At 45.5% G+C, this 25,948-nt stretch carries 23 protein-coding genes; 16 read left to right on the top strand and 7 right to left on the bottom strand.

The genetic code is table 11. The features are described 5' to 3' along the window. Window positions 1-106: 106 nt before the first annotated feature. The 5 genes from uvrC (at window position 107) to F6K64_RS23940 (ending at window position 14,527) form a co-directional block, all read left to right on the top strand. Window positions 107-2,083 (top strand): excinuclease ABC subunit UvrC, encoded by a 1,977-nt coding sequence (gene uvrC, locus F6K64_RS23960; RefSeq protein WP_287251223.1) that lies wholly within the window; start codon window positions 107-109, stop codon window positions 2,081-2,083. A 587-nt stretch (window positions 2,084-2,670) separates the two neighbouring features. Continuing rightward, window positions 2,671-4,359 carry an efflux RND transporter periplasmic adaptor subunit gene (locus F6K64_RS23955; RefSeq protein ID WP_287266491.1) on the top strand — a complete coding sequence of 563 codons (1,689 nt, stop codon included), beginning with the start codon at window positions 2,671-2,673 and terminating at the stop codon, window positions 4,357-4,359. A gap of 85 nt (window positions 4,360-4,444) precedes the next feature. Further along, window positions 4,445-4,663, top strand: coding sequence for a hypothetical protein (locus tag F6K64_RS23950; protein ID WP_287266488.1), 219 nt, complete (start codon window positions 4,445-4,447; stop codon window positions 4,661-4,663). Window positions 4,664-4,666: 3 nt separating this feature from the next. Continuing rightward, on the top strand, window positions 4,667-8,101 hold the full coding sequence (locus F6K64_RS23945; protein WP_287266486.1) for an efflux RND transporter permease subunit: 3,435 nt from the start codon (window positions 4,667-4,669) through the stop codon (window positions 8,099-8,101). Window positions 8,102-9,166: 1,065 nt separating this feature from the next. Further along, window positions 9,167-14,527, top strand: a complete 5,361-nt coding sequence (locus tag F6K64_RS23940) for a CHAT domain-containing protein (protein WP_287266483.1) — start codon at window positions 9,167-9,169, stop codon at window positions 14,525-14,527. A gap of 33 nt (window positions 14,528-14,560) precedes the next feature. Here the strand turns inward: F6K64_RS23940 and F6K64_RS23935 are convergent, their stop codons facing one another. Then, window positions 14,561-14,692 (bottom strand): hypothetical protein, encoded by a 132-nt coding sequence (locus F6K64_RS23935; protein WP_287266480.1) that lies wholly within the window; start codon window positions 14,690-14,692, stop codon window positions 14,561-14,563. Window positions 14,693-14,856: 164 nt separating this feature from the next. Here F6K64_RS23935 and F6K64_RS23930 point away from each other — a divergent pair, with 164 nt between their 5' ends. Continuing rightward, window positions 14,857-15,060: a hypothetical protein gene (locus F6K64_RS23930; RefSeq protein ID WP_287266477.1), complete on the top strand. Its 204-nt coding sequence runs from the start codon at window positions 14,857-14,859 to the stop codon at window positions 15,058-15,060. On the opposite strand, the gene F6K64_RS23925 is transcribed toward F6K64_RS23930, so the two are convergent. After that, a complete protein-coding gene (locus tag F6K64_RS23925) occupies window positions 15,037-15,600 on the bottom strand; it encodes a PEP-CTERM sorting domain-containing protein (protein ID WP_008190896.1) in 564 nt (187 codons plus the stop codon). The genes F6K64_RS23930 and F6K64_RS23925 overlap by 24 nt on opposite strands. 382 nt (window positions 15,601-15,982) lie before the next feature. Here F6K64_RS23925 and F6K64_RS23920 point away from each other — a divergent pair, with 382 nt between their 5' ends. Next, entirely contained in the window at window positions 15,983-17,305 is a 1,323-nt protein-coding gene (locus tag F6K64_RS23920; protein ID WP_008190894.1) for a class I SAM-dependent methyltransferase, read from the top strand. A gap of 171 nt (window positions 17,306-17,476) precedes the next feature. Here F6K64_RS23920 and F6K64_RS23915 read toward each other — a convergent pair whose 3' ends face one another. Next, on the bottom strand, window positions 17,477-17,941 hold the full coding sequence (locus F6K64_RS23915) for a hypothetical protein (RefSeq protein ID WP_044495560.1): 465 nt from the start codon (window positions 17,939-17,941) through the stop codon (window positions 17,477-17,479). Window positions 17,942-18,009: 68 nt separating this feature from the next. Between F6K64_RS23915 and F6K64_RS23910 the strand changes: the two genes are divergently transcribed. Continuing rightward, window positions 18,010-18,159, top strand: coding sequence for a hypothetical protein (locus F6K64_RS23910; RefSeq protein ID WP_287250552.1), 150 nt, complete (start codon window positions 18,010-18,012; stop codon window positions 18,157-18,159). A 100-nt stretch (window positions 18,160-18,259) separates the two neighbouring features. Here the strand turns inward: F6K64_RS23910 and F6K64_RS23905 are convergent, their stop codons facing one another. Genes F6K64_RS23905 through F6K64_RS23895 form a run of 3 tightly spaced genes read right to left on the bottom strand, consistent with a single transcriptional unit; the run spans window position 18,260 to window position 18,929 of the window. After that, entirely contained in the window at window positions 18,260-18,475 is a 216-nt protein-coding gene (locus F6K64_RS23905) for a hypothetical protein (RefSeq protein WP_008190891.1), read from the bottom strand. Window positions 18,476-18,480: 5 nt separating this feature from the next. Next, window positions 18,481-18,615 (bottom strand): hypothetical protein, encoded by a 135-nt coding sequence (locus F6K64_RS23900; protein ID WP_267872124.1) that lies wholly within the window; start codon window positions 18,613-18,615, stop codon window positions 18,481-18,483. Between the two features lie 47 nt (window positions 18,616-18,662). Further along, window positions 18,663-18,929: a hypothetical protein gene (locus F6K64_RS23895; protein ID WP_008190889.1), complete on the bottom strand. Its 267-nt coding sequence runs from the start codon at window positions 18,927-18,929 to the stop codon at window positions 18,663-18,665. A gap of 39 nt (window positions 18,930-18,968) precedes the next feature. Between F6K64_RS23895 and F6K64_RS23890 the strand changes: the two genes are divergently transcribed. Further along, window positions 18,969-19,133 (top strand): hypothetical protein, encoded by a 165-nt coding sequence (locus F6K64_RS23890; RefSeq protein WP_165691846.1) that lies wholly within the window; start codon window positions 18,969-18,971, stop codon window positions 19,131-19,133. Here F6K64_RS23890 and F6K64_RS23885 read toward each other — a convergent pair. Further along, window positions 19,104-19,910: a Uma2 family endonuclease gene (locus F6K64_RS23885; RefSeq protein ID WP_287266474.1), complete on the bottom strand. Its 807-nt coding sequence runs from the start codon at window positions 19,908-19,910 to the stop codon at window positions 19,104-19,106. The genes F6K64_RS23890 and F6K64_RS23885 overlap by 30 nt on opposite strands. Window positions 19,911-20,165: 255 nt before the next feature. Between F6K64_RS23885 and F6K64_RS23880 the strand changes: the two genes are divergently transcribed. The 7 genes from F6K64_RS23880 to F6K64_RS23850 form a co-directional block, all read left to right on the top strand. Continuing rightward, entirely contained in the window at window positions 20,166-21,485 is a 1,320-nt protein-coding gene (locus tag F6K64_RS23880) for an RNA-guided endonuclease InsQ/TnpB family protein (protein ID WP_131827092.1), read from the top strand. A 390-nt stretch (window positions 21,486-21,875) separates the two neighbouring features. After that, window positions 21,876-23,078, top strand: a complete 1,203-nt coding sequence (locus F6K64_RS23875) for an RNA-guided endonuclease InsQ/TnpB family protein (protein ID WP_287250560.1) — start codon at window positions 21,876-21,878, stop codon at window positions 23,076-23,078. 35 nt (window positions 23,079-23,113) lie between these two features. Then, window positions 23,114-23,323: a hypothetical protein gene (locus F6K64_RS23870; protein ID WP_131827091.1), complete on the top strand. Its 210-nt coding sequence runs from the start codon at window positions 23,114-23,116 to the stop codon at window positions 23,321-23,323. Between the two features lie 5 nt (window positions 23,324-23,328). Continuing rightward, a complete protein-coding gene (locus tag F6K64_RS23865; protein ID WP_287266471.1) occupies window positions 23,329-23,529 on the top strand; it encodes a hypothetical protein in 201 nt (66 codons plus the stop codon). Window positions 23,530-23,690: 161 nt separating this feature from the next. After that, window positions 23,691-23,816, top strand: coding sequence for a hypothetical protein (locus tag F6K64_RS23860; RefSeq protein WP_287266469.1), 126 nt, complete (start codon window positions 23,691-23,693; stop codon window positions 23,814-23,816). 102 nt (window positions 23,817-23,918) lie between these two features. Beyond that, window positions 23,919-24,509 carry a type IV pilin-like G/H family protein gene (locus F6K64_RS23855; protein WP_287266467.1) on the top strand — a complete coding sequence of 197 codons (591 nt, stop codon included), beginning with the start codon at window positions 23,919-23,921 and terminating at the stop codon, window positions 24,507-24,509. Window positions 24,510-24,700: 191 nt separating this feature from the next. Beyond that, a partial coding sequence (locus tag F6K64_RS23850) for a tetratricopeptide repeat protein (RefSeq protein ID WP_502708062.1) occupies window positions 24,701-25,948 on the top strand: 1,248 nt, incomplete at its 3' end.

Raw genomic sequence — 25,948 nt, 5'->3', positions numbered from 1 at the left:
CCCTTTTTTAAGGGGGACCAACGGGGGATCTCCGAGGCAAGAAGACACGCCCTAGTGGTGATCACGGGAAATAACAACCAACAGTTGACCACAGACCATTCACGCTATGAGTTCTAAGCCATTAATCCAAGATCCAGAACCCTTGGAAAGTCGATTGAAAGAAATTCCCCTGGAACCAGGGGTTTATTTAATGCGTGACCATAGCGCTAGTATTCTTTACATCGGCAAATCCCGAAAATTGCGTACGCGAGTCCGTTCCTATTTCCGTGACTCCCAACCCCTGAGTCCTCGCATTGCGATGATGGTGGCACAGGTTACTGATATTGAATTCATCGTAACCGATACCGAAGCGGAAGCCCTAGCGTTGGAAGCCAATCTGATTAAGCAGCACCAACCTTACTACAACGTACTGCTCAAGGATGATAAGAAGTATCCCTATGTTGCCATCACTTGGTCAGAGGATTATCCCCGTATCTTCATTACCCGTAAGCGGCGCATGGGGAATAAACAGGATAAATACTATGGTCCCTACGTCGATGTCAAGCTATTGCGCAATACTTTAGCTCTGGTCAAACAGATTTTCCCCATCCGGCAACGCCCTCGACCTCTGTTTAAAGACCGTCCTTGCCTTAACTATGATTTAGGTCGTTGTCCTGGTGTGTGTCAAAAACTAATTACACCGGAAGAGTACCGTCAAACCATCCAGAAAATCGCTATGGTTTTTCAAGGGCGTAGTGGGGAACTAATTGAGATGCTGACGGCCAATATGGAACAAGCAGCAGAATCCCTTAACTTTGAGCTAGCAGCGCGGATTAGGGATCAGATTACTGGACTTAATTCCCTCAGTACAGACCAAAAAGTAGCCTTACCTGACGATACTGTATCACGAGATGCGATCGCACTAGCGGCTGATGCCAAACATGCTTGCATCCAACTATTTCAGATCCGTGCTGGTCACTTAGTCGGGCGCTTGGGATTTTTTGCCGATGTAGCCCCTCAAGGGAATGGGGGGATAGAACTCGGAGCCATTTTACAACGGGTTTTAGAAGAGCATTACCAAACTGCTGATGCGGTGGAAATCCCCACAGAAATTTTGGTGCAACACCCGTTACCCGATGGGGAGATGTTGGCTGACTATTTGAGCCGGAGCAAAGGTCGAAATGTGACTATACTCACTCCCCAACGGCAAACCAAAGCTGAACTGATTGAAATGGTCAAGCGCAATGCTAACTATGAACTGGAACGCACCCAGCGATTGGTTGACCGCAACACCAAAGCCATGGAGGATTTAGCTAACATTCTTGACTTACCGGATTTACCACGGCGCATAGAAGGGTATGACATTTCCCACATCCAGGGGAGCAATGCAGTGGCTTCTCAGGTAGTGTTTCTAGATGGCACACCAGCCAAGCAGCACTACCGTCACTACAAGATCAAAAATCCTAATATCACTGTCGGTCACTCCGATGATTTTGCTAGCCTTGCTGAGGTGATTCGCCGTCGCTTCAAAAAAAGTCAACTCGAACCAGAACTAGCAGATAATCAAAACTCAACAAGCAACACTAAACACTCAACACTCAACAACCAAAACTCAACACCCAAAACTCAACAATCAACAAGCAACACTAAACACTCAACACTCAGAAAAGATTGGCCTGATTTGGTAATTATTGATGGCGGAAAAGGACAGCTGTCAGCAGTTGTAGCAGTATTGCAAGAGCTAAATTTACAAGAAGAAGTGCCTGTGGTAAGCTTAGCTAAACAGTACGAAGAACTATTTTTACCAGAGGAGCCATTACCCTTAAACACTGATCCCGAGCAACCAGGGGTGCAACTTTTACGCAGGGTCAGAGATGAGGCTCATCGGTTTGCGGTGAATTTTCATCGGAAACAAAGAAGTAGTCAGTTAAATCGTTCCCGTTTAGATGAGATTCCTGGATTGGGATTTCAGCGGCAAAAACAGTTATTGGCTCACTTTAACTCCATTGATTATATTCGCAACGCATCGGTTAAACAGCTTGCTGAAGTACCAGGCATTGGTTTGCGTTTATCCAAGGAAATTTATCACTACTTCCACCCATGACTAGACCTTTTTAAAAGGTATATCTTATAACTACTACTAGAGTTTTATCGGTCAGCAAACAGAGGAAAATGCCACACAAAAACTGAGGCAACAACAGGTGCGACCCGTGGCGAATTTAATAATTAGATGCGGAAAGCGCACCTATGAAAGAAAAACTGAGACAATCTAGTCTGATCTGCCAATTAGTCTGAAGATATAGACGTTGCGGTATCAATCTCTAAGTAGGTTTACTCTCTAAGTCGTTTGACTCAATGGACTTGGATGTAAAGGACTTGTAGGTTTCGCGTTCCCGTAGCGGCTCCTTAGGAGCATCGCTTCCTGTGGGCTTTCTTTCTGTGGGCTTTTTTCTGTGCTCTTTGGCGATGCTTTGCCGATGTCGATGTTGGGGAGGGCTGAATCGGTGACTAAATTATGTGATTAACTATTATACATCTTATTTGATTAAGAAAAAACATGGATAGACAGTTTCAGCTCAGGTCCTAATACTTTTTAAGTTAATAATTTTTAAGTTATATTAAGAAGTAACCCTAAAAAATCATCTTTCTTTAATAAAATTACCCAGCACTACCAGTAACAGGGGAATAACCATGACCCGAAACACTTTAGATGAACAGAGATCTCAGCTGAATGGCTCTGGCACTATCACTGAGCCAGATCACCAACAGAGATCTCAGCTGAATGGCTCTGGCACTATCACTGAGCCAGATCACCAACCATTACACCAAGCTAATCACCAACAGGAGGATTCAGCCTCATCATTACCCAGCTCCGGGACTAGTGAATCCCAAAACTCCTTGACATCAGGAGCAGGTAGTTTAGTGATTGCTATGGGTATGGGAATTATGCTGACTTTCGTAGGAATGCGATTGATCGGGACAGCTCCAAAGGTTCAAAAAACCGATTCCCCTGCTGAAACTGTTCAAACCCCTGCGGCTGTCCCCTCTGCTGAAACCCCTGGGGCTGTTGCCTCTGCTGTACCTGCTCAAACTGTTACAGTGGCAGACGTAAAAACCACCACAGTTAACCGAACCCTAGAAGCTATTGGTAGTGTTGCTGCTTTTGAGGAGATTAGGGTCAAATCCCAAGCAACGGGTTTACAGATTAAACAGGTACTGGTTAGAGAAGGGGAATTTGTCAAGGCCGGACAAGTAATGGTCAGGCTAGATAATGCTGTGCTTCAGGCACAGTTAGCTCAAGCTCAGGCAGCAGTTGCCCAAGCTGAAGCCCGTTTAGCAGAACTCAAAGCAGGGACACGCTCAGAAGAAAAAGCCCAAGCTAGAGCTCGTCTAGACCAAGCCCAAGCTCGTCTAAGACAGGCCCAAGCCAGTATCCCTAGACAAATTGACCAAGCCAAAGCCCGAGTGGCATCGGCTGTTGCACAGTTGAGTCTAGCTAAACGTCGCTTCGAGAGCCAGGAAAAATTGATTGCCGAGGGAGCCATCTCCCAAGACCGCTATAATGAGGTGGAAAGTCAATATTTCAGTGCTCAAGCGAATTTATCTGAAGCCCAACAACGCCTTGAGCAAACACGAAACACCAACTCCCCAGAAATTGCTCAGTTAGAAGCCGCTGTCGTAGAAGCGCAACAGCAGCTCCAGCAAAGATTGGCTGGTTCCCGTCCAGAAGTAATTGCTCAAGCCCAAGCTCAACTGGCTAGAGAAAAGGCACAAGTCCAGTTAGTGATGGCGCAACTGAACGATACCCAAGTGGTGGCACCAGTCAGTGGCAAAGTAGCCACTAGAAATGCCCGTGTCGGTGATATTACCTCTTCGTCAGAAACACTCTTTACCATTATCGAAAAGGGGCGTTTGGAACTGTTATTAAGGGTACCCGAAACCCAACTGTCCCAAATTCAGATTGGACAACCAGTAGAAATATCTTCTAAAGGAGATAGCCGCCTGAAGCTTTCTGGAACAGTACGAGAAATTGACCCGATAGTTGATCAGCAGTCTCGTCAGGCTCTGGTAAAAGTAGATTTACCCAATTCCGGCACCTTGCGACCAGGGATGTTTTTACAAGGCTCCATCACCACCTCAGCCACTACCGGTCTAACTATACCATCGAAAGCAGTATTGCCCCAAGCCGACACTAGCGCTATCGTTTACCGACTCGAAGCAGATAACACCGTTAAAGCACAACCAGTGGTAATGGGAGAACTGCTCCCTAGTGGGCAAGTAGAAATCAAGAGTGGTTTATCCGCAAGCGATCGCATTGTAGTCAAAGGTGCTGCTTTCCTCAAAGACGGCGATCCCGTCCAAGTATTAGAAACTCCATAGAAGCGTTGAAAGTTAACCGGTTACAGCTTCCATGTTGATTAACGGTTGAAAGTTAACCGGTTACAGCTTCCATGTTGATTAACGGTTGAAAGTTAGCCGGTTACAGGTTCGATATTGGGCAAATAACCTTGGCCAAAAGCCCACGCTACGGGCACAATCTTGGCCAAAAGCCCACGCGATCGCGTTCAACCAACTAACCTTCAACCAACTAACCTTCAACCAACTAACCTTCAACCAACTAACCTTCAACCAACTAACCTTGGCCAATAGGCCACGCGATCGCGTTCAACCTTCAACTATTTAAAAGATGTCCTTCCACGTCTCCTCTTGGTCAATTAAAAATCCGGTTGCTACTCTGGTCATGTTCCTGGTTTTAGGAATAGTCGGTCTATTCTCCTTTATGCAGTTGGGAATTGATCGGCTCCCTAATATTGATCTTCCAGCGGTGATGGTTACTGTTACCCAGCCAGGAGCAGGACCTGCAGAACTGGAATTCCAGGTCACGAAAAAAGTTGAAGATGCTGTTGCTAGCCTCGGAAATATTGACCAAATCAGCTCCACGGTTACTGATGGCAGCTCAAGAACCGTTATCAATTTTGTCCTGGGAACTGATAGCAATCAGGCAACGAATGATGTACGCAATGCCGTAGCTCAAATTCGCCAAAGTTTGCCCCTAGATATCAACGAACCTATTGTCAGACGGTTAGAATTTTCCGGGGGTTCAGTGATGACCTATGCGGTAGCTTCTAACAAACGCTCGGTGGAGGAGTTGAGTGATCTAGTTGACCGGAAAATTAGCCGTGATCTGGTTAATGTACCGGGAGTTGCCCAAATTGATCGACTCGGAGGAGTTGACCGGGAAATTCGAGTTGACCTTGACCCCGCTAGATTACAAGCTTTTGGTATCACTGCTACCCAAGTTAATGACCAAATTCGGACTTTTAATGTCAACTTACCCGGTGGTCGCGGTAACATCGGCGGCGCTGAACAGAATGTTCGGACTCTCGGAAGTGCTAAGACAGTCGAAGAGTTAAAAAACTACCGTATTGTACTCCCAGATGGCGCAAATGTTCCCCTTTCCAGTTTGGGAGAGGTGACCGACGGCTTTGGTGATCTTAGGAAAGCTGCCTATCTGAATGGGGATTCAGTGGTGGCCTTTTCTGTGCTGCGCAGCACTGGTAGCAGTTTAGTCTCGGTGGAAGAAGGGGTTCGCAAGGCGGTTGTTCAACTAAAAACTACCCTGCCAGAGGATATTGAACTGCGCTTGATCTTCACCCGTGCTGATTCCATCCGTGAGTCCTACCAAGCAACCATTGATTCCCTAATTATCGGTTCAATACTGACTGTATTCACCGTGGGGATATTTCTGAGAAATTGGCGGGTAACTCTAATTACAGCAATAGCGCTACCTTTATCAATTATTCCCACCTTTCTGGTGATGAAAGCCCTAAACTATACCCTTAACAATATGACCCTACTGGGTTTAGGCCTAGCCGTGGGGAACTTGGTCGATGATGCCATTTGCATGATTGAAAATATCGACCAGCACTTGGATATGGGTAAGAAACCCATGAGAGCAGCGTGGGATGGGGCCCGGGAAATTGGTTTAGCTGTAGTAGCCACCACCGCAACTATTGTCGCGGTATTTATTCCTGTAGCCTTCATGGGGGGTATCCCTGGTCAATTCTTCCAACCCTTTGGAGTAACCGTTGCGGTATCTACTATGTTTTCCACCCTAGTAGCTACAACAATGACACCAATGCTGAGTGCTTATTTGCTCAAGCCAAAATCAAAAGGATTGAAGGTTGACCCGTTGAAGGTTGACAAGTTGAAGGTTGACAAGTTGAAGGTTGACCCGTTGAAGGTTGACCCGTTGTTCGCGAAGCGTGGCCAATTGGCCAAGGTTGACAAGTTGAAGGTTGACAAGTTGAAGGTTGACAAGTTGAAGGTTGAAAGTTGGCAAAATAACCATCAACCCAATAACCTTCAACCCAATAACCTTCAACCCAATAACCTTCAACCCAATAACCTTCAACCCAATAACCTTCAACCCAATAACCTTCAACCCAATAACCTTCAACCCAATAACCTTCAACCCAATAACCTTCAGAGCCGACGTATACAACCTTATCGAGGTCTATTAACCTGGGCATTGAAGCACCGGATTACCACGATGTTGATAGCTGTAGCTTTTTTCATCGGTAGCTTGCAGCTTGTACAGTTTATTCCCAAGGGTTTGTTTAGTAATGAGGATACTGGAGTCAGTACGGTATTGATTGACCTGCCACCGGGGTCTGAGCTGAGTGAAACCATAGATGTGGTTCAAGAAACAAATCAGTTGTTGCAGTCAAACCCAGCTATAGAAAATGTTCTGGCCAGGGCTGGAAATGATGGTGTAAATTCTGGTATTGTATACGCCAAACTCTTACCCAAAGACCAACGGGAAATATCTCAGCAAGAATTTGAGCAGCAGATGCGTGAGGGTTTCCAGAAAATACCTGGCGCGAGGGTTAGTTTCCGTAGTCAAGGGGCTGGAGGCTCTAGCAAGGATTTATCAATTGTTCTCAAGAGTGAGAATGGTGAACTGCTTTCCCAAACCGCCCAAACTCTAGAACAACAGATGCGCCAAAGTCCTGGTTTAGTGGAAGTCACCTCTAGTGAAAGTCTAGTTAAACCAGAAATTGTGATTGTACCTAATCCTGCCCGTGCTGCAGATTTAGGAGTATCTGTTCAAGCGATCGCACGCACAGCCTCTTTAGCCTTAATTGGAGACCTTGAGTCAAATCTGGCTAAATTTGACTTACCTGACCGACAAATTCCGATTCGTGTCCAACTCGACCCAGAATCGAGGGATGACATCGAAACCCTCAAAAATCTGCGGGTTCCCAGTCGAAATGGAACCTTAGTCCCCATCGCTGCTGTAGCCGATATCCGTTTAGGGAGTGGACCGGCCCAGATTGACCGCTTTAATCGTGCTCGTCAGGTGTCTTTGGGAGCTAACTTGCAAGGGATTTCCCTAGGAGATGGGATCGCAAAAGTCCAATCCCTACCTGCTATGAATCCCCTACCCCCTGGAGTTTCCGAGGAACCCTCTGGGGATGCCAAGATTATGCAAGACATCTTCGGTGGCTTTTTAAGCGCTTTAGCGCTATCAGTGTTGTGCATTTATGCCATTCTGGTACTGTTGTATAACAGTTTTCTCTATCCCTTTGGAATTTTGGTGGCTTTACCCCTATCCATCGGTGGTGCCTTAATGGGACTGTTGATTGGCCAGAAGGAATTGGCACTTTTTGCCCTAATCGGAATAGTATTACTGATGGGATTGGTGACCAAAAATGCCATTCTCTTGGTAGACTTTGCCTTAGCCAATCAGAAAGAAGGGACATCCCAGTTTAAAGCAGTCATTCAAGCTGGAGTCAGTCGCTTGCGACCGATTTTGATGACCTCGGTCTCCACCATTGCTGGCATGATTCCCATTGCCTTGGAATGGGGAGCCGATGGTGAAGTTCGTAGTCCGATGGCTCTTGCCGTGATAGGAGGATTTACCACTTCTACTCTGCTAACCTTGGTGGTGGTGCCGGTATTATTTACCTATGTCGATAACTTAGTTCGTTGGGCAAGAAAGACCCTCTTTGGAAGTAAAACTCAAGATTACCAAGACGATGTAGTAGAGGTTGATGTAGAGCCTGAGCAGTATTTGAGCAATGGTACTTCTATTGCTGCCAGTAATGGTAAGTTCTAGTCTCTCGACTAATGTCTAGGTAAGCTATCAGCTATCAGCTATCAGCCAAGGGCTGAATCCTTATGCCTAGGGTGAATAACAATTAACTATATAGCAACCGAAGTATAGTTTAGGACAGAGTATTTTGGTTGAAAGGGAGCAGGGACTAAGGCCGTAGGCCACGCGGGGCGCGTTCGGAGCAGGGAGCAGAAATATGTCTTAAGCTTTACTTCGACTGCTATACAAAGTTTATTGTTGGTATTTAATTATAATGATGCAGATGTCAATTACCTATTGATTGTATTAACCAAAACCCATCAATCCCTGCCCTGATAAGTTAGCCATAATATAGCGCTACGTGCAAGTCCGCAAGTCACAAGTCAGAAGTCAAAAGTTTACTACAAAAGGTTTTCAGCTTTTAGCAATGTCAAACACTTTAATGCGTAGTGCTATATCATGTCGGGATAATTACCCTTAATAAAAAACTCCCCCATCTCCCCATCTCCGCATCTCTCCCCACTTCCCAACCTCCCCACCCTCCCCTTGTTTTTTACAAATATGAGATGCACCCGGTTGGTGTAGTGATAGGGTGGATAGTATTCCCAGCAGTCTGATGATGGTAACATTTGAGGAAGGGGGGTGTTTGATCAACGGCGAAGACGGGAAGGACGCCAAGAAAGCAAGTAAACCCAAGAAAGCAAGTATAGCAGTCGCCAGGGCAGTTAGGACATGACAAAAGTCTCAAACCCTTTGTAAGCGCAAGAGTTTGACTTCTGACAAATGACTTCTGACAAATGACTTCTGCTATAAACCAGGGAGGCGGATTTTTGTAACCAATTAATATTACAATTAATATGACAATTCAGCAATTAAATAAATTAGCAAGCAACTGAATAATTATGATGTGTGACTACATAGGTTGATCAATTCAAAATTATGCAGTTAAATTACCTAATATAAAGAAATTAAATAGCGATTAAGTTAGGTAAGGGATTAAGTTAGGTAAGGGATTAAGTAGCGATTAAGTAAGTTATGATTAGTTTAGGTGATTGGTGTAAGTTATTGGTGTAGTGGGAGCATCGACTCGTGAAAGCTGTTGGGTGGCATAGTAACTGGTTGTGGAAACTTTTTTCTCTAGTTGGAGAAATTTATTTAGGTATAGCCATACTGTATCCCGTCCATGTCGCTAAGGCTGAATCTATTATACCAGCCACAGATGGTACGGGCACTAGTATTACAATTTATGGCAATGAGTTGACGGTTGACGGGGGTACAGTTTCCGGAGATAGCGCCAATTTATTCCATAGTTTTCAAGAATTTGGTCTGACGGCAGAACAGACAGTTACGTTTCTGTCTAATCCCCGAATTCGTAATATTTTGGGTCGGGTGATTGGGGGTAAGCCGTCAATTGTTGACGGGTTAATTCGAATAGCTGGAGGTAACTCAAACTTATTTTTAATGAATCCAGCGGGATGGGTGTTTGGTGCTAATGCTCGTCTGAATATCCCAGGTGATTTAACCGTAACAACAGCGAATCGGATTGGGTTTGGTGAAGACAATTGGTTCACTAGCTTTGGGTCAAATGACTATCAAACTTTAATCGGTAATCCCCAGACTTTGGCCTTTGACTCGACTCAACCAGGGAGTATTATTAATGCTGGGAATCTGGAACTACTAGAGGGTAATAACTTAAGCTTAATCGGCGGCAGTGTGATCAGTACTGGAAACGTAAGTGCTGCCAACGGAACGGTTACTCTGGCTGCTGTAGATGGTGCTAATTTAGTTAGGATTAGCCAACCAGGACACCTATTAAATATCGAAATTGAATTACCAACGGATGCTGATGGGGAGCAGCTACCATTTACACCTCAGGATTTACCAACCTTGTTGACCGACGGAGTTGAAGGGTTACAGACACCGATTGTGGTGAAGCCAGATGGTAAAGTACAGCTCGCGGATTCTGGTTTACCGATTGAGATGGGTGATGTGGTGGCTCGGGAGGTAAACGCTCAGACTGCTACACTATCAGCTGCTAATAATCTCACCTTAGTCGAAAGCCAGCTCTCTACCACTGGGGATTTGAATCTGTTGGCTGGCAATACAGTGCGATCGCATGATAGTCTAGCGCGCCCCTTTATTGCTGAAGCCCTCGGCAATTTATCCATCCAGGGCAATCAAGCCATAGAGATTTCAACCCCCAATCATCAAGCTAGTGGTTTATTCTCTGGTGGCAACATGGTACTGCGTTCCGCTAATCCAGTACAAGGCAGTAGTCGCTATCAAACAGGCGCTAGTTTTCGGATTGAGCAGTTAGATGGTAGTCCAGGGAATTGGATTAGTCCTGATGATTCCATCATTCTAGCAAATGGTGATGTCAGTCTAGGCAACTATCAAGGCGCTTCCTTACATATTTTAGCAGGGGGTAGTGTTACCTTAGGCGAGATTGCGATTAATCCTACTGATCAGCCTAACCCTAAGATTAGTCCAACCCACTCCGATCCCATCCTTGCTAATCTAGCCAATGTCACTCTATCTGACCAAAGTAATTTGGTGATTGATGGTGCTAATCAGGCGACCTTAGATATTAGAGCTGGGATTGATTGGACACAACAAGGAGGAGTGCCAGGAAACAATTCAGGTAATCTTGATTTTAGTAATAATTTTAGCAGTAATGCCACCAGTGCCGATATCAAAGTTAGCGATATTACCGTAGCTCGGGATGGATTGGTCTCGATAACCAATCAGTATTCGCCTAATACTGCATTAACCACTGGTGCAATTCAAGTTGACACTATTAAGACCGGTGGTTTAAGTAATAGTAATCCTAATACTAATTCCCCACAAATCCTGATTGACTCTCGCAGCACTATCGAAGTCACTAAGAATAATCGCTTAGATACTGCTAATAATACTGGTAGGGGAGGGGATATTACCCTAAATGCTGATGGCAATAGTCAATTATCCACCACTCAACCTACTATTCAAATTCCTAGTATTGATTCCTTTGGTGGGTCAGGGGCCGGTGATGTCACCGTAACTAGCAGAGGTGGTGATATCCAAATCAATAGTGGGGGTAGCGGTATCAATGCTGGATCGGAATCAGAAAATGGGGGAGCGATCGCAATCACAGCTACCAACGGTAACATTACTATCAAAAATCCCATCAACAGCCCCAGCACTCTAGTCATTGATACCGATGGTCAAGTCAGTCTCGGCAATCCGGAGCAACCCTTACAAGCCAGTAAGATTAAAGATGTTTTGATTACCGCTGGTGGGATTGAAGTGATTTCCCAGCTGATGGCTGAAAGCATCACTATCCAACCAAAAGACCCTAATACTACTTTGGGCATAGGGAAAGATGCTGGTGGCACCTTCCAAATCACCACAGCGGATTTGTTCAATAATCTCGCTCTAGGCACTTCCGGTACCTTAACAATTGGAAATCCTGAATTTACCGGTGATGTAAGAATCCGCAACTTTGACCTGAGTCAGGCCAATCTCAATGTTATTGTCAGAGGCGGGGATATTCACTTTCTCAGCAGTGACACCAATCCTGCTGTCCAACTGGCTAATAATCAGACAGCTCAATTTATCTCTGCTGGTACCATCTTTGATAATCTGGGGACTGAAGTAACCATTGATGGGGAACAAGGGGCAGTTTTATTCGATGCTGAAAATGGATTTAGCTACGCCGATGCTAATGGTATAGATGTTCAAGCTAAGAATATTGCTGCCGTTACCCGCAATAGTGGCGATATTATCCTTAACCTTCAAGACCCCAATGCTGTGATCACCTCCGTGGCTGGTGTGAATGGGATTAGCGCTGCTAAAAATGGCAGCATTCGTCTCGGACAAGATATACCTGGTACTATCACCATTGATCAACCCATCCGTGCTCAGGGTTCAGGGAGTATCTCCATTGGGCAATTCAATACTACTCAAATCAATCTCAACAGCACTGTGACATCTGGGAGTGGTAACATTAGCTTCCTCAAACCCCTCAATCTTGATCCGACTAGCCCTAACACTAGTGCTAACATCACTAGCACTAGCGGTAACATTACCTTTAATGATACCGTTGACGGTAATCAAGACCTGAGCGTTAATGCTGGCACTGGCACCATTCAGTTTAATGATGCAGTGGGAGGCACCATTCCCCTAGGAGATATTACCCTAACTGCTGATGAAATTAACTTTAACGACATAGTTCAAGGGAATGCCACCATTACATTACAACCGTTCAGCGCTGATCAAGCGATCGCAATTGGTGGCAATCACAGGAGCCAGACTGGTATTATAGCTCTAACTGCCCAAGAAATCAACTTCCTGCAAGATGGCTTTACTGCTATCACTATCGGTAATCCTAACAGTAGCGCTAACATTACCATTGCTGAAACTGGGGTCACCTTCCAAGACCCAGTAACCATTCAAGCCCCAGCCGGATCAGGTGCCATCATCGCCAATGGCACAATTCAAGGCATAGACGATGCTTCGATTACTCTAGAGGCCAATCAAAGTATTGCAGTTGAGAACATTATCACCAATGGCTCCGATATCAACCTTACCGCTAGGAATGGAGAGGTATTCACAGAAAACCTCAACACCTCTGGTATTAGTGGTGGTAATCTTGTTATCGATGCTTCCACTACCATTAAGACTGGCTTAATTAATACTAGCGGTAGTCTTGGTGATGGCGGAAATGTGATTATCGACCCGATTGGAGATGTGGAAGTCAGGGCGATTAATGCTCAAGGGGGAGAAAACGGTAGTGGTGGTGATGTTGATATTACCGCTGGTCGATTTTTCCGAGCTACCGATACCTTTAGCGGACGCAATCAGACCACAGCTAGTATTTCCACTAGGGGCGGAGTGGCAGGAGGGTCAGTCATCATCCGACATAATGGCGCAGCTAGTTCCATACCCTTTACTGTCGGGGATGCCAGCATCAATGGTACCGCTGGAGCCATTACCACTGGCACACAGAATTCTATTTTGCCAACGCAACGGTTTCTGGAGTCCTATACTCAGGGTAATTTTCCCAGTCAGATTCAACTGATTACTGAGCTGATTACTCAGTCATCTCCTAATACTAGTAATACTGAAGTAACCAATAGTGAGCCAGATTTACCTGAGTTACCACAGGAAATCCTCCCACCATTGATGATAGAAGAAACTGAAGCATTGTCCAAAGAAATGCTAGTCTATCAACTAGAGGATTATTTTACCAGTCAAGTTACCAGTCAAGTCACCAGTCAAGCCACCGGTCAAGCCAACGGTCAAGGGGAGTCATCTGTTGCTGAGATTAAAACAGCCAAAGACATTCAAACAGAACTCAAGGAAATTGAACAAGTTACCGATGCTAGACCAGCACTGATCTATGTCTTTTTTCGGAATTCTGGAAATTTACCAGGACGAGACGTTGTCTTAAAAACCGAATTCCTCAACATCAATCCTAATGTAATTGTAGAGCCCAAGCCTAATGCTCCGTTAGAACTGGTATTGGTAACTAGCCAAGGCAAAATGATCTACAAACGGATTGCTAATACCAGCCGGGAGCAAGTGTTAGCCTTAGCTCAATCATTCCGGGATAGTGTAGCATCTCCTAGAGCAGGGGTTTTTCGACCACAAGACCTAGCCAAATCCCAACAACTCTATCAATTACTGATTAAACCCCTCCAGAAGACATTAGATGAACAAAACATCAATAACTTGGTGTTTGTGATGGATAAAAGCTTGCAGTCTCTCCCTTTAGCCGCCCTCCATGATGGCGAAAGCTTTATTGTGGAAAAATACAGTGTTGGTTTAGTGCCTAGTTTGAGCTTGACCGATACCAACTATACCGATGTCAGAAAAGCCCCAGTGCTGGCTATGGGCACGGAAAAATTTCACCAGCATCGAGACTTACCCTATGTTCCCAAACTAATCGAGCATTTAGTCAATACCTGGTCAGCTAAAGCCCTAGAAAACGAAAACTTCACTATCGCTAATCTCCAGGATGAAATTAATCAGAAATCTTTTAATATCCTTCATTTAGGAACCCATGGTAAATTTCGGTCTAATGCTAATGATTCCTACATTCAGTTCGGTAAAAAACGATTAGGATTAGGAAAATTTGAAACTTTGGGATTAGAGCAACCACCGGTCAACTTATTAGTCTTAAGTGCTTGTGATACAGCCCTTGGCAATCAACAGTATGAATTAGGATTTGCTGGATTTGCCTATCAATCCAAAGTGCAATCGGTTTTAGCTAGTTTGTTAGCAGTGCCTCAAAATGGAACGTTTAAACTCCTGAAATCTTTTTATGACCATTTAAAAGTAGTCCCTATAAAAGCAGAAGCCTTAAGGTTAGCCCAAGTAGAGATGCTTAAGGATAATACTAACACTAATAATAATTTATCCCATCCTTACTATTGGGCATGGTTTACTATTGTGGGGAATCCTTGGTAATTTTAATAGGGAGTAGGGAGTAGGAACCCACCCCTAACCCCTCCCAGGAGGGGAACGGGAGTCGGGAGTCGGGAATCGGGAATCGGGAATCGGGAAATGGGCAGAATTCTCCCGGAAACTATTGTGTATTTTGATACAAATAGTTAGAATTTTAACGGAAATCATTGTGTATTTTAATACATATTTTCCGGGGTTTCTACAATCATGAAAGTAGCTACTCGCTCCTTTGTAAAAAACCTACCCTTGTAAGGATGGGGAGATGGGGGAGATTTTGATTAAGGGTAATGATTCCGACATGATCTCACAGGAGGGGAGAGTGGGGAGGATAAATGCGATCGCTTTTAGCGGAAGCTGAGGCCTTTGGCCACGCTACGCGAACGCTTCATCGCGCAGCGGCTCCAAAGGAGCATCGCTTCTTCAACTATTCTCGACTCCCGATTCCCGTTCCCCTCCTGGGAGGGGTTAGGGGTGGGTTCCTACTCCCTACTCCCTACTCCCCTAGCCCAGACCTAAAGCTTCTTCTTGAGAGCTGAGGTAGCAGTTAATGCACCAACAGCTAATATACCGAATACAGTGGTTGGTTCAGGAACGGTAGCCGGGGCTCCGTCATAAAACACTGTAATGTCAAAGGTCACATTTTGATCAGCTTCTCGAAAAGCAAGAACTGCCTCACCAGGAGCAACACTCCCTGAGGTTAGCAACAGTTTTTTCATATCCTTAGAAAAGATAAGTTCACTGAAAATATCAGAAATACTTTCCTTACTCCAGGCTGCATCTTCTTCGCCAGGAATTGTGTAGAGTATACTGGTTAAGGTCTTGTCGATGTTATTTCCAATTACCACTCTACGCCCGAGATCTGTGGTAATGGAATCCCCAGTTTTACAAAAAGGAAGACAAAGTTGGGCAGTAGGCTCCTCACCAACGGGGGGCTTAACAACTACATTTTTAACTAGGGTAACTGCCTGGGCCACACTAGGCATTACCACAGTCATCAATGCTGCTGATGCTGTAGCCATAGCTAATTTTTTAGCCATCCCTTTGGTGACAGCTAATGATGATGATAATTCAGCCATCTAAATCCCTGATTATTTTACCTAGGTCATACTACCCAACAATCTGGACATTCTTTATAAATCTTTGGTAAACTTATCATCAAGATTGTGAAAGGTTGTATTCAGGTTATAAGGTAAGCAGTTAGCAGTCAGCAGTCAGCGGTCAGCGGTCAGCAGTCAGCAGTCAGCTATCAGCCGTCAGCTTATTTTATTCAAAAGCACCTAAAGTAGTGTGGCCAATGGCTGTTCGCGTAGCGTGCGCGTAGCGCATAAGCTAAAAGCTGAAAGCTGAAAGCTGAAAGCTGAAAGCTGATAGCTGATAACTGAAAGCTGATAACTGATAGCTGATAACTGATAGCTGATAACTGATAGCTCCCTACTCCCTACTCCCTACTCCCTAATTATGGATACAAACGCCTCTGAATTACAAGAAAAAATTCGTCAACAATTTGATTTTGGCCCCTATCCCAGAATTCCCATCGACCGCTCCCCAAAAAAGCAGCTAAGCTTACTTTATTTCCATAATTTAGTTACCCCCTATTATTTAAGAAATCACCAAGTCATTAATCCAGACCAGAAAGTAATTTTAGATGCTGGCTGTGGCACGGGATACGGCTCATTAACCTTAGCAGAAGCGAATCCCGGAGCCAAAATTATTGGGATTGATATTTCGGAGCAGTCTCTGGATTTAGCCCGTAAACGATTAAGCCATTATGGGTTTGATGAGGCAGAATTTCATCAGCTCTCTATTTATGACTTACCTAGCGCTGGTTGGGAATTTGATTATATTAATTGCGACGAGCTACTGTATTTATTTCCTGATCCAGCTGTTGCCCTGAAAGCGATGAAAGCGGTTTTGAAGCCTCAGGGAATAATTCGCAGCAATCTACACAGTAAGCATCAACGTCACCTGTATTTTCGGGCACAAGAAGTCTTCCATGTGATGGGATTATTTGATGAAAATCCCGAAGATATGGAGATTGACATTGCTTTAAATACCATGAAAGCGTTAAAGAATAATGTTGAACTAAAAGCTAGAACATGGGATCCTAAATATGAGAGGGAAGACGGAAAAGAAACAGTTTTAATGAACTATCTTTTCCAAGGGGATAAAGGCTACACCATTCCTGATTTATTCGCTGGCTTAAGAGAGGCTAATCTAGAATTCATCAGTATGGTCCATTGGCGACAATGGGATTTAATGAGTCTATTTAAAGAACCAGACAATTTGCCAGTGTTTTTGGCCATGAGCTTGCCAGATATTTCTGTGGAAGACCGACTGCATTTGTTTGAGCTATTACATCCTGTTCATCGGCTCATAGATTTCTGGTGTGGACATCCCGAGCAAGGCCAATCCTTTACTCCAATTTCCGAGTGGACACTGTCCGATTGGCAGAAGGCTAAGGTACATCTCCATCCTCAGCTGAATATACCAGACGTGAAACAAAATATTCTCAAAGCCATTACTGAATTACAGCCTTTTGAAATTAGTAGGTATCTACCAGTGAGTGGAGTGGAGTCTCTGGTAGACAGTGCCGTTGCCTCTTGTTTATTACCTCTATTTGATTCCCCTCAGTCGATGCCATCTTTAGTAGAGCGATGGCAGAGATTGCGCCCAGTGGATCCCGTAACCCTGGAGCCGATAGCTGAGCAGAAGGCGTTTGATACGGTGAAAGAGGCATTGATGGGATTGGAGAATTATGGGTATATCTTGGTTGAAGGTTGAAGGTTGGCAGGTTGAAGGTTTGTAGGTTGGTAGGTTGAAGGTTGGCAGGTTGGCAGGTTGGCAGGTTGAAGGTTAAAGGTTAGTAGCCGTAGGGTGTGTTAGGGACCGGCTCTCCTGGATTTTTGGCCGATTGGCCAGGGTTGAGACAGCCGGTCCCGTAACGCACCAGGATCAGCCATCAGTGCGATCGCGAAGCAGCAGCTTGTAGGGTGGGCAAAAACACCAGGGTGCTCTGGAGTAGTTCATGATCACAGAATTTTGCCCACCATTACCGGTTGATGTCAGATATGCGTACCCATTAATGTTGTAGGGTGGGCAAAAACACCAGGGTGCTCTGGAGTAGTTCATGATCACAGAATTTTGCCCACCATTACCGGTTGATGTCAGATATGCGTACCCATTAATGTTGTAGGGTGGGCAAAAACACCAGGGTGCTTTGGAGTAGTTCATGATCACAGAATTTTGCCCACCATTACCGGTTGATGTCAGATATGCGTACCCATTAATGTTGTAGGGTGGGCAAAAACACCAGGGTGCTTTGGAGAAATCTAGATCATCGAAATTTTGCCCACCATTACCGGTTGATGTCAGGTTTGCGATCGCGTTTGGCCGTAGCCATCCTGATTCAAACCTCACTGATTAATCCCTTGCTGGTGGGCAGGCAGTAGCCTTAGGGTGCGTTAGGGACCGGCTCTCCTGGATTTTTGGCCGATTGGCTGCCCGCGCGAAAATATATTAGACTTCGCGGCAGTTGTCGGGAACAGGGAACAGCGGATCACCGGAACAGTGGACAAGAATTGACGCAAAGCGATGCAGAGGTGCGACCCGTGGCGAATTTAATTCGACGACTGTAAGCGCACCTAAGTGGTCTTGGGGAGGCAGCGCGGTCTTGGGGGTTCCCCCCATGAGCGACTGCCGTGGTTTCCACCACTCGCTATTGCATCAAGAACACTATTAGAAAAATACTTTTGCAAGAGGTCTATTGTAACGGGCAAGATGCCCATTCCACCAAGATGCCCATTCCACCAAGATGCCCATTCCACCAAGATGCCCATTCCACCAAGATGCCCATTCCACAGTTAGTTGGTAGCCGTAGGGTGCGTTAGGGACCGGCTCTCCTGGATTTTTGGCCGATTGGCCAGGGTTGAGACAGCCGGTCCCGTAACGCACCAGGATCAGCCATCAGTTTCTTTGAAGTTTGTGATCGCATTGAGATCATCTTGGTGGTGCGTTACGGATGCGATGCTGCTGGCGAAACATTTATTAACACGCTGAAAGCCTTGATATTCAGTGTAATGGTCGAAAAACATTTTATAGTTTTGTAACGTAATCAACGGCAGAATAAGTGTTTTGGATGTTAACTTATATTTCGCCAGCAGCATCCGGATGCGATCGCATTAATTTCCAGATATGCGATCCCATTGAGATCATCTTCGTGGTGTGTTACCGGTGCGATCGCATTAATTTCCAGATATGCGATCCCATTGAGATCATCTTCGTGGTGTGTTACCGGTGCGATCGCATTAATTTCCAGATATGCGATCCCATTGAGATCATCTTGGTGGTTTGTTACCGGTGCGATCGCATTAATTTTGAGAAATGCGAACGCGCCCCGCGTGACCAAAGGTCAATCCCATCCAGCTCTCTGCACACTCCCCAGGTGGTGCGTTACGGGGCGGACTATCTCAACCCGGGCGTTGAGGCCACAAATAACGGCAAGCCCGCCCCTAACGCACCCTACGCCTCTCCCGATTCCCGATTCCCGATTCCCGATTCCCGACTCCCGATTCCCGATTCCCTACTCCAAAAGTGCCGCATCAATTCCTAAAGCCTGAAGTTGTTCGGGACTCAGAGCCTTCAATTGTGCTACCAACTGTTGCCGCTTTTGTTGCTCCTGCTGGGCTTGAGCCTCAGCGTAGGCTGCCCGCTCCTTGCCAGTTAGTAGTAGATTTCCCTCTCGATCCCACCATCGCAACCAAGGTTGTTCGGCTAGACCGAGATAGGTGCCTTGCCATACCCCTAGTTCTACATTCATTCGATTAATGGGATAGTGGTTGCGCTGGTTGGGACTCATGCGCTCGTAGGTGCCATCTTCCCAGTGGTACACTTCCAACTCCCCGGTATTAATCATAAAGATGCCGTAGTAGGGAATGCGAAGAATTTTTTCGTATACCCAGAATTTCCCTGGTTTTTGAACAGTACCATCTACGGCTTGTAACGGTGTCCGATCCCGTTCTTCCGCACCTGTACCTGATGCAAACTCTAGGGCAATCAGAGGTGTTATATATTCCCGCCACAACACATAAGAGCGTCTAATCTGGCCATCAAGTCGGGGGGGCACGTCAGGCACATAAAACCAATCCGGGGCTTCTGCACCTTTTTCAGGAGGGGTGGTCTCCCGCCAGTAAATCCCACAATCTTGACCGATGGCATAGCGATTGTCCGGGTGAAGCTCTTGCAAGACTGGCTCGATGGAGTCAGTCAGAAGAATACTTTGGGGATGTTCCTGAAAGTTGTTGACAAAAGTTCCATCAGATTCCGGCAATTGGGTATGGTCTGGAAAAGGGCGCAGTTGTTCGTCGATGGTGGTGTTGGAGTGAACCATAGAGCTTGTAGGGTGTTGAGATAGGATCCCCCCTTAACAAGAGGGGAACCATCGCTCTTGTTTATCAAATGAGGGAGCTTGAGGGAGCTATAAAACCCCGTCCTCAAAAACGAGCGAGTCGTTCAGACGAGCAATGTTTTAGGGCGGGGATACATGGACTCCCTCAAGCCAATTGAGGGGTTCGATGCCCCGAAAATTGGCAAATACATTACATCTTTACACAGCATCATAGCTCATGTAAGCTAGAATGAATCCATGCTAACAATGACTTACGAATACAAGCTACAACCAACCCCCGAACAGACCGCCATCATCGAACAAACTTTAGATGTGTGCCGTTGTGTTTGGAACTTTGCGCTTAGACAGCGTAAAGATTGGTGTAACTCTCGTAAGTCGGCTATCAATGCTTGTTCGATTCATTCTGAATACATCATTTCTGCTGACGAACCATTTCCCAATTACCACAAACAAGCCAAGCAACTAACGGAGGCTAAGAAACAATATCCTCAGTTAAAGATGGTTCATTCTCAAGTTTTACAGCAAACTCTAAGAACATTAGATAGAGCTTGGGATGACATGAAAGCTAGAGGTTTCGGTTTTCCACGCTTTAAGAATAAGTATCGGATGCGTTCGTTTGTCTTTCCACAACTAGGTTTAGACCCGATTAGAAATGATGCAATCAAGTTTCCTAAGTTGGGATGGGTTCAATGGCGACAGTCAAGACCGATTCCCCATGGGTTTGAAGTACGCCAAGCAAGGATAGTCTCAAAAGCATCTGGTTACTTTGTGATGCTGTCACTACAGCTAAATGTTGATGTTCCTAATCCCATACCTCATGGTCATCCTAGAGGACTGGATTTAGGCTTTGATAAGTTTGTGGCTACCAGTGACGGTGAAGAGATTAAGCGACCATTGTTTCTCAAAACCTTACAAAGCCAGCTTAAATTGCTGCAACGTAGGCTAAAGAATAAGCAAAAAGGTTCAAATAATCGACACAAGTTAAACCAAAAAATAGCTAGGCTACATCAACGCATATCGGATACCAGAAAGGATTGGCACTTTAAACTAGCTCATCATCTTTGTGATGGTGCTGGCATGATATTTGTTGAGGATATCAACTTTGTTAGTTGGCAAAGAGGAATCCTCTCGAAACATAGTGCTGATGCTGGCTTTGGTCAGTTTGTAAATATCCTTGAGTGGGTGTGTTTTCTCAGAAATGTGTATTTTGCCAAAGTTAACAAGGATGGCACAAGTCAAACTTGTCCTAACTGTGGCGCACATACAGGGAAGAAAACTCTAGATGTTCGTTCCCACCACTGTAATGAGTGTGGATACAGAACTACAAGAGATGTAGCAGCTTCTCAGGTTCTTAGAAATCGTGGAATATCTGCGCTAGGGCATAGCGTACTAGAAAATGTCTGTGGACTCAGAGCGACAGGGAGTATCGGTCACGATGCTCTAGTTGGCGGGGAACGAAGCAGAAAACCAGCATCGCGAGGTTCTGGAATCCCCTTCCTCAAAGCAACGGAGCATAGCGAAGTTGCGCGCGGGAGGGGAGGATGTCAACATCTCTAGCTTCCCCCTTATTAAGGGGGACGGGAGGGGGATCCCCACAACTGAAGGTTAGCAGGTTGACAGCTTAATTATAGCGCTATCTTTGAGCAACCTGGTTTATTTGAGATATGCGATCGCGTAGCGTGACCATTCGCGTAGCGTGGCCATTCGCGTAGCGTGACCAAAGGTCAATCCCATTAATTTTGCAATCCTAATTCAAACCTTACCGATTAATCCTTTGGTGGTGGGCAGTGTGTACTTTGACCGAAGACCCTGAGGGCGCAAGCCCCTGGATTCTATCCATGGGGTTAGCCCGAACAGGAATTTATTCCCTAACTGCCCGGGAACTTTCTCTTTAATGTTTCGACTATAATAGTAAGTAAATAAACAACCCAAGGAGGTGATGTTATAGTGTTGGTTATGGAGTTTAAAGCTGTCCTAAAAGAGCCTCAAAAGTTAGCAATTAATGAAGCTATCAGAACTGCTCGATTTGTCCGGAATAAAGTGCTTAGGTACTGGATAGATAATCGCGGGGCAGGGAAGAAAGAACTCTATCGCTACAACACTCAATTAAGGGAAGAGTTTAAGTTTGTCAAAGACCTCAACAGTCATGCTTGTCAAGCCTCTGTTGAGAACGTAGAACGTGCCATTAAACGGTTCTTTGATAATTGCAAAAAGAAAATCCCAGGCAAGAAGGGATACCCTAAGTTCAAGAAGCATTCTAGGTCTGTTGAGTATAAGCAATCTGGATGGAAATTATCTCTAGATAAAAAATCCATTAAATTCACAGACAAAAAAGGCATAGGGCTAGTCAAGCTCAAAGGAACCTGGGAATTGTGGCGTTTCGACCAGAAACTGATCAAGCGGGTTCGCATTGTACAAAGAGCTGATGGCTACTACATTCAATTCTGCGTAAAACTCGACAATTCAGAACAGCTAGAAGCTACTGGTTTTACTGTTGGATTGGATGTTGGACTAAAAGAGTTTTACACCGACTCTGATGGGTACTCAGAACCTAACCCTAGATTCTATCGCAAAGGCGAAAAGCGATTAAAGTTTTATCAGCGTAGAGTCTCCCGGAAAAAGAAAGGCTCAGCTAACCGAAACAAGGCTATTAATAGGCTGGGTAGAACACATCTTAAAATAAGTAGGCAGCGTGAAGAACATGTCAAGAGACTGGCGCGTTGCGTAATCCGGTCTAACGACCTGGTCGCCTACGAAGATTTAAGAGTTAAGAACCTGGTCAAAAACCATTGTCTTGCCAAGTCTATTAATGATGCAGGTTGGTATCAGTTCAGGGAGTGGCTAGAATATTTTGGACAAAAGTTTGGAAGAATAACTGTCGCAGTGAATCCTGCTTATACTAGCCAAAATTGTTCTAGTTGCGGTGAAGTGGTCAAGAAGTCATTGTCAACTCGAACCCATGTCTGTAAGTGTGGGTGTCAGTTAGATCGCGATCATAACGCCGCTAAAAACATCTTAACGAGAGCCTTGAGTACCGTGGGGCACACGGGAACTTTTCAGAACGCTCGGGGAGAATCGACCTCTACTCTTCTTGGTTCCGGCCTGGATGAGCAAGTTGGCTCGCTGAACCGAGAATCCCCCGGTTTCTAACCGTGGGGAGTGTCAATATGGCTTTGTGATCTGATTTGTCTGACACACTGCCCACCCTACATCTTCATGGTAACCTGGTTGATTTGAGATATGCGATCGCGCCCCGCGTGACCATTCGCGTTCGCCCAGCGTGGCCAAAGGCCACCCTTGGCCTTTTGGCCAAGGTCAATCCCATCCAGCTCTCTCCACCCAACCCTTCCGGTGCGTTACGGGGCGGACTATCTCAACACTGCCTACGAGGTTGAACATGATGGCAAGCCCGCCCCTAACACACCCTACATCTAATTCAAACCTGACCGATTCATCCCTTGCTGGTGGACAGTGCTCCCGATTCCCGATTCCCGATTCCCGATTCCCGATTCCCCACACCCCACACCCCACACCCCACACCCTACTCCCATTGGTGGTGCGTTACGGGGCGGGCTCTCTCAACACTGGCGCTCGGTGTTGAACATGATGGCAAGCCCGCCCCTAACGCACCCTACACCTACATCTCTAGCTTCCCCCTTATTAAGGGGGACGGGAGGGGGATCCCCACACCTCAAAATTTTTTTTCCCCTAGATGATATGAAAATCAAAACAAGTGGGTAAGTTAAGTCTAGAAGAAAACAATTGGTAAGCATTCAGCTATCAGCTATCAGCTTTCAGCTTTCAGCTTTCAGCTATCAGCTATCAGCTATCAGCTATCAGCTATCAGCTATCAGCTATCAGCTATCAGCTTTCAGCCATTGGCCGTAGGCCAGGGTAAGGGAACAGCTTTTGAATAAAAAAAGCTGACCACTGACCACTGACCGCTGACTGCTTACAACAAATCAGCATCCCGCATCTGTAAAAAGACTTATGAAAACTGATCTAAAAGTTAAACTACTTCAGCACCTGACCCAGAAAAAGCAAGACGAAGGTTTTACTCTAATTGAACTACTAGTTGTAATCATCATTATTGGAATTCTATCCGCCATTGCCTTGCCTTCTTTCTTGAACCAAGCTAATAAGGCCAAGCAGTCAGAAGCTAGAACTTATGTCGGTTCCATGAATAGAGCTCAGCAAGCGTACTACCTGGAAAACAGTGTATTTGCTACCGAATCTGAGTTTGGTCTGTTAGGTCTTGGTATCAGAACAGTAACTCAGCACTACATTTACGGTATAAATGGAGGTCCGACAGGCAGCGTCTCTAACTATGCAGACCCAAGAACTCCGGGTGAAGCCGATGATGCTGCTACACGTGATTCGGAATCTGCGCTTAAGGCATATTATGGAGTCGTAGCCTTAGGTGAGACAGAGAACGAAGAGACAACCACGTTGGCTGTATTGTGTGAAACTATAAAATCTGTGAGAAAAGGAGGTCAAGAGGCTAAGACACAAGGAGCCACTGTTGATGGTGACGGTAATCCAGAATGCGCCAACGAAGATACTGACTGGAAGGAGTTATAAGCTTATAAACACTTAGGTTAAAATCTTAGTGAGACAGTTTTAATCACCTAAAATAAGATATTTACTTAGAGTGGGTAGAGGGTTCTACCCACTCTGTTTTGTGGAAATATTTAGGTGGACAATTCCGCTGATCACGTTTTGAATAGTATTAGAAAATGGGGTGATCTGTTTAATTTAATTGGCAAAAACGTATGACTAACTGGCAGCAACAAGCTGAGCAATATCTAATTCAGGGGGACTACAGTAAGGCCGCAAGCTTATACGAACAGGCTATTGAAGCGGAACCTGATGTCATCGCCTACTACTGGCATTTAGGATTACTGTTCCTATTGCAGGGTCAAGAAACCGAAGCCCAAACCACTTGGCTGCTGGTGATGGCGGAGGCGGAGTCAGAGCAATTAGAGACTTGGACCGAGGAACTGCTCCAGGTGTTGCAAACCGAAGCTGAGCGCAGGCAGGGGTTAGCCGATTATGCCGTAGCCTGGGCAATCCGCCAGCATATGCGGGAAATTTGCCCCACGGATCTGACTAATCTCTTGGAAATTATTGCCCTAAGCATCAAGCTAGAAACCTTTAGGGGTGATGACTTGACGGAGCTGGGGGTGATTGAACTGCTACAAACCCAGCCAAGAATAGAATGCAATCAGCAATTATTACCAGAGGTTTTGGGGCAGATACTAGAAGCCGAACCATTGCATCCAACCTCCCTAGAATTTACCGAAGCTTGCTTAGCTTACCTGCCCAATCCTGAGGTTTGGTTCTGGCCGTTACTGTCAGCCTGTATGAAAATTGGTCATACCTTAAAGCAACCGACCATCGCTGCTGGTTTTCTGGAACGTTATCGCTCCTTAGATCTTCATAATCCTCAGAATATAGAAATATTACGACATCTCGCTACCTTTTATCAAAATGCTCGTAATTATGACCAGGGCATAGAAACCGCTAAATTGTGCTATTCCTTATCGGAATCTTTACCAGACAAAATATCGGGAATTAACCTGGTATTGCGGGGGATCATGAATGCTGGGGGCTATTGGCAGGAGGTTTCTGGGGCTTGCCAAACCCTAGAATCACTGCTTGTTTCCTTAATTAAGGAACAACCAGCTAACTTGTCTGATGTTGAGACTCTACGTCTGCTTACCCCATTCTTTTCTTTGGCTCATGTTCAGGACGAGCCTAGTCATTTCAGACCTATTTTGAATCAAATGGCTGAGGTGTTCCAGAGGAATATTCGGGATTATACGAAGGAAAGAGCGGAGTGGTATGGATCCCCCCTAACCCCCCTTAATAAGGGGGGAATTGAGGATGGGGGAATTGAGTTAAAGTCCCCCAGAATTGGGGGATTTAGGGGGCTTGCACCTGAAGGTAGTGAGGTCAATTCATCGGAAAATCCCTGTAATAGGGAGCAGGGATCCCCCCTAACCCCCCTTAATAAGGGG

Origin of the sequence: Moorena sp. SIO3A2 (genome assembly GCF_010672265.1) — a bacterium.
Taxonomy (GTDB): Bacteria; Cyanobacteriota; Cyanobacteriia; order Cyanobacteriales; family Coleofasciculaceae; genus Moorena; species Moorena producens.
Note: the sequence above shows the minus strand (reverse complement) of the source record. Positions and strands in the feature narration are given on the sequence as shown.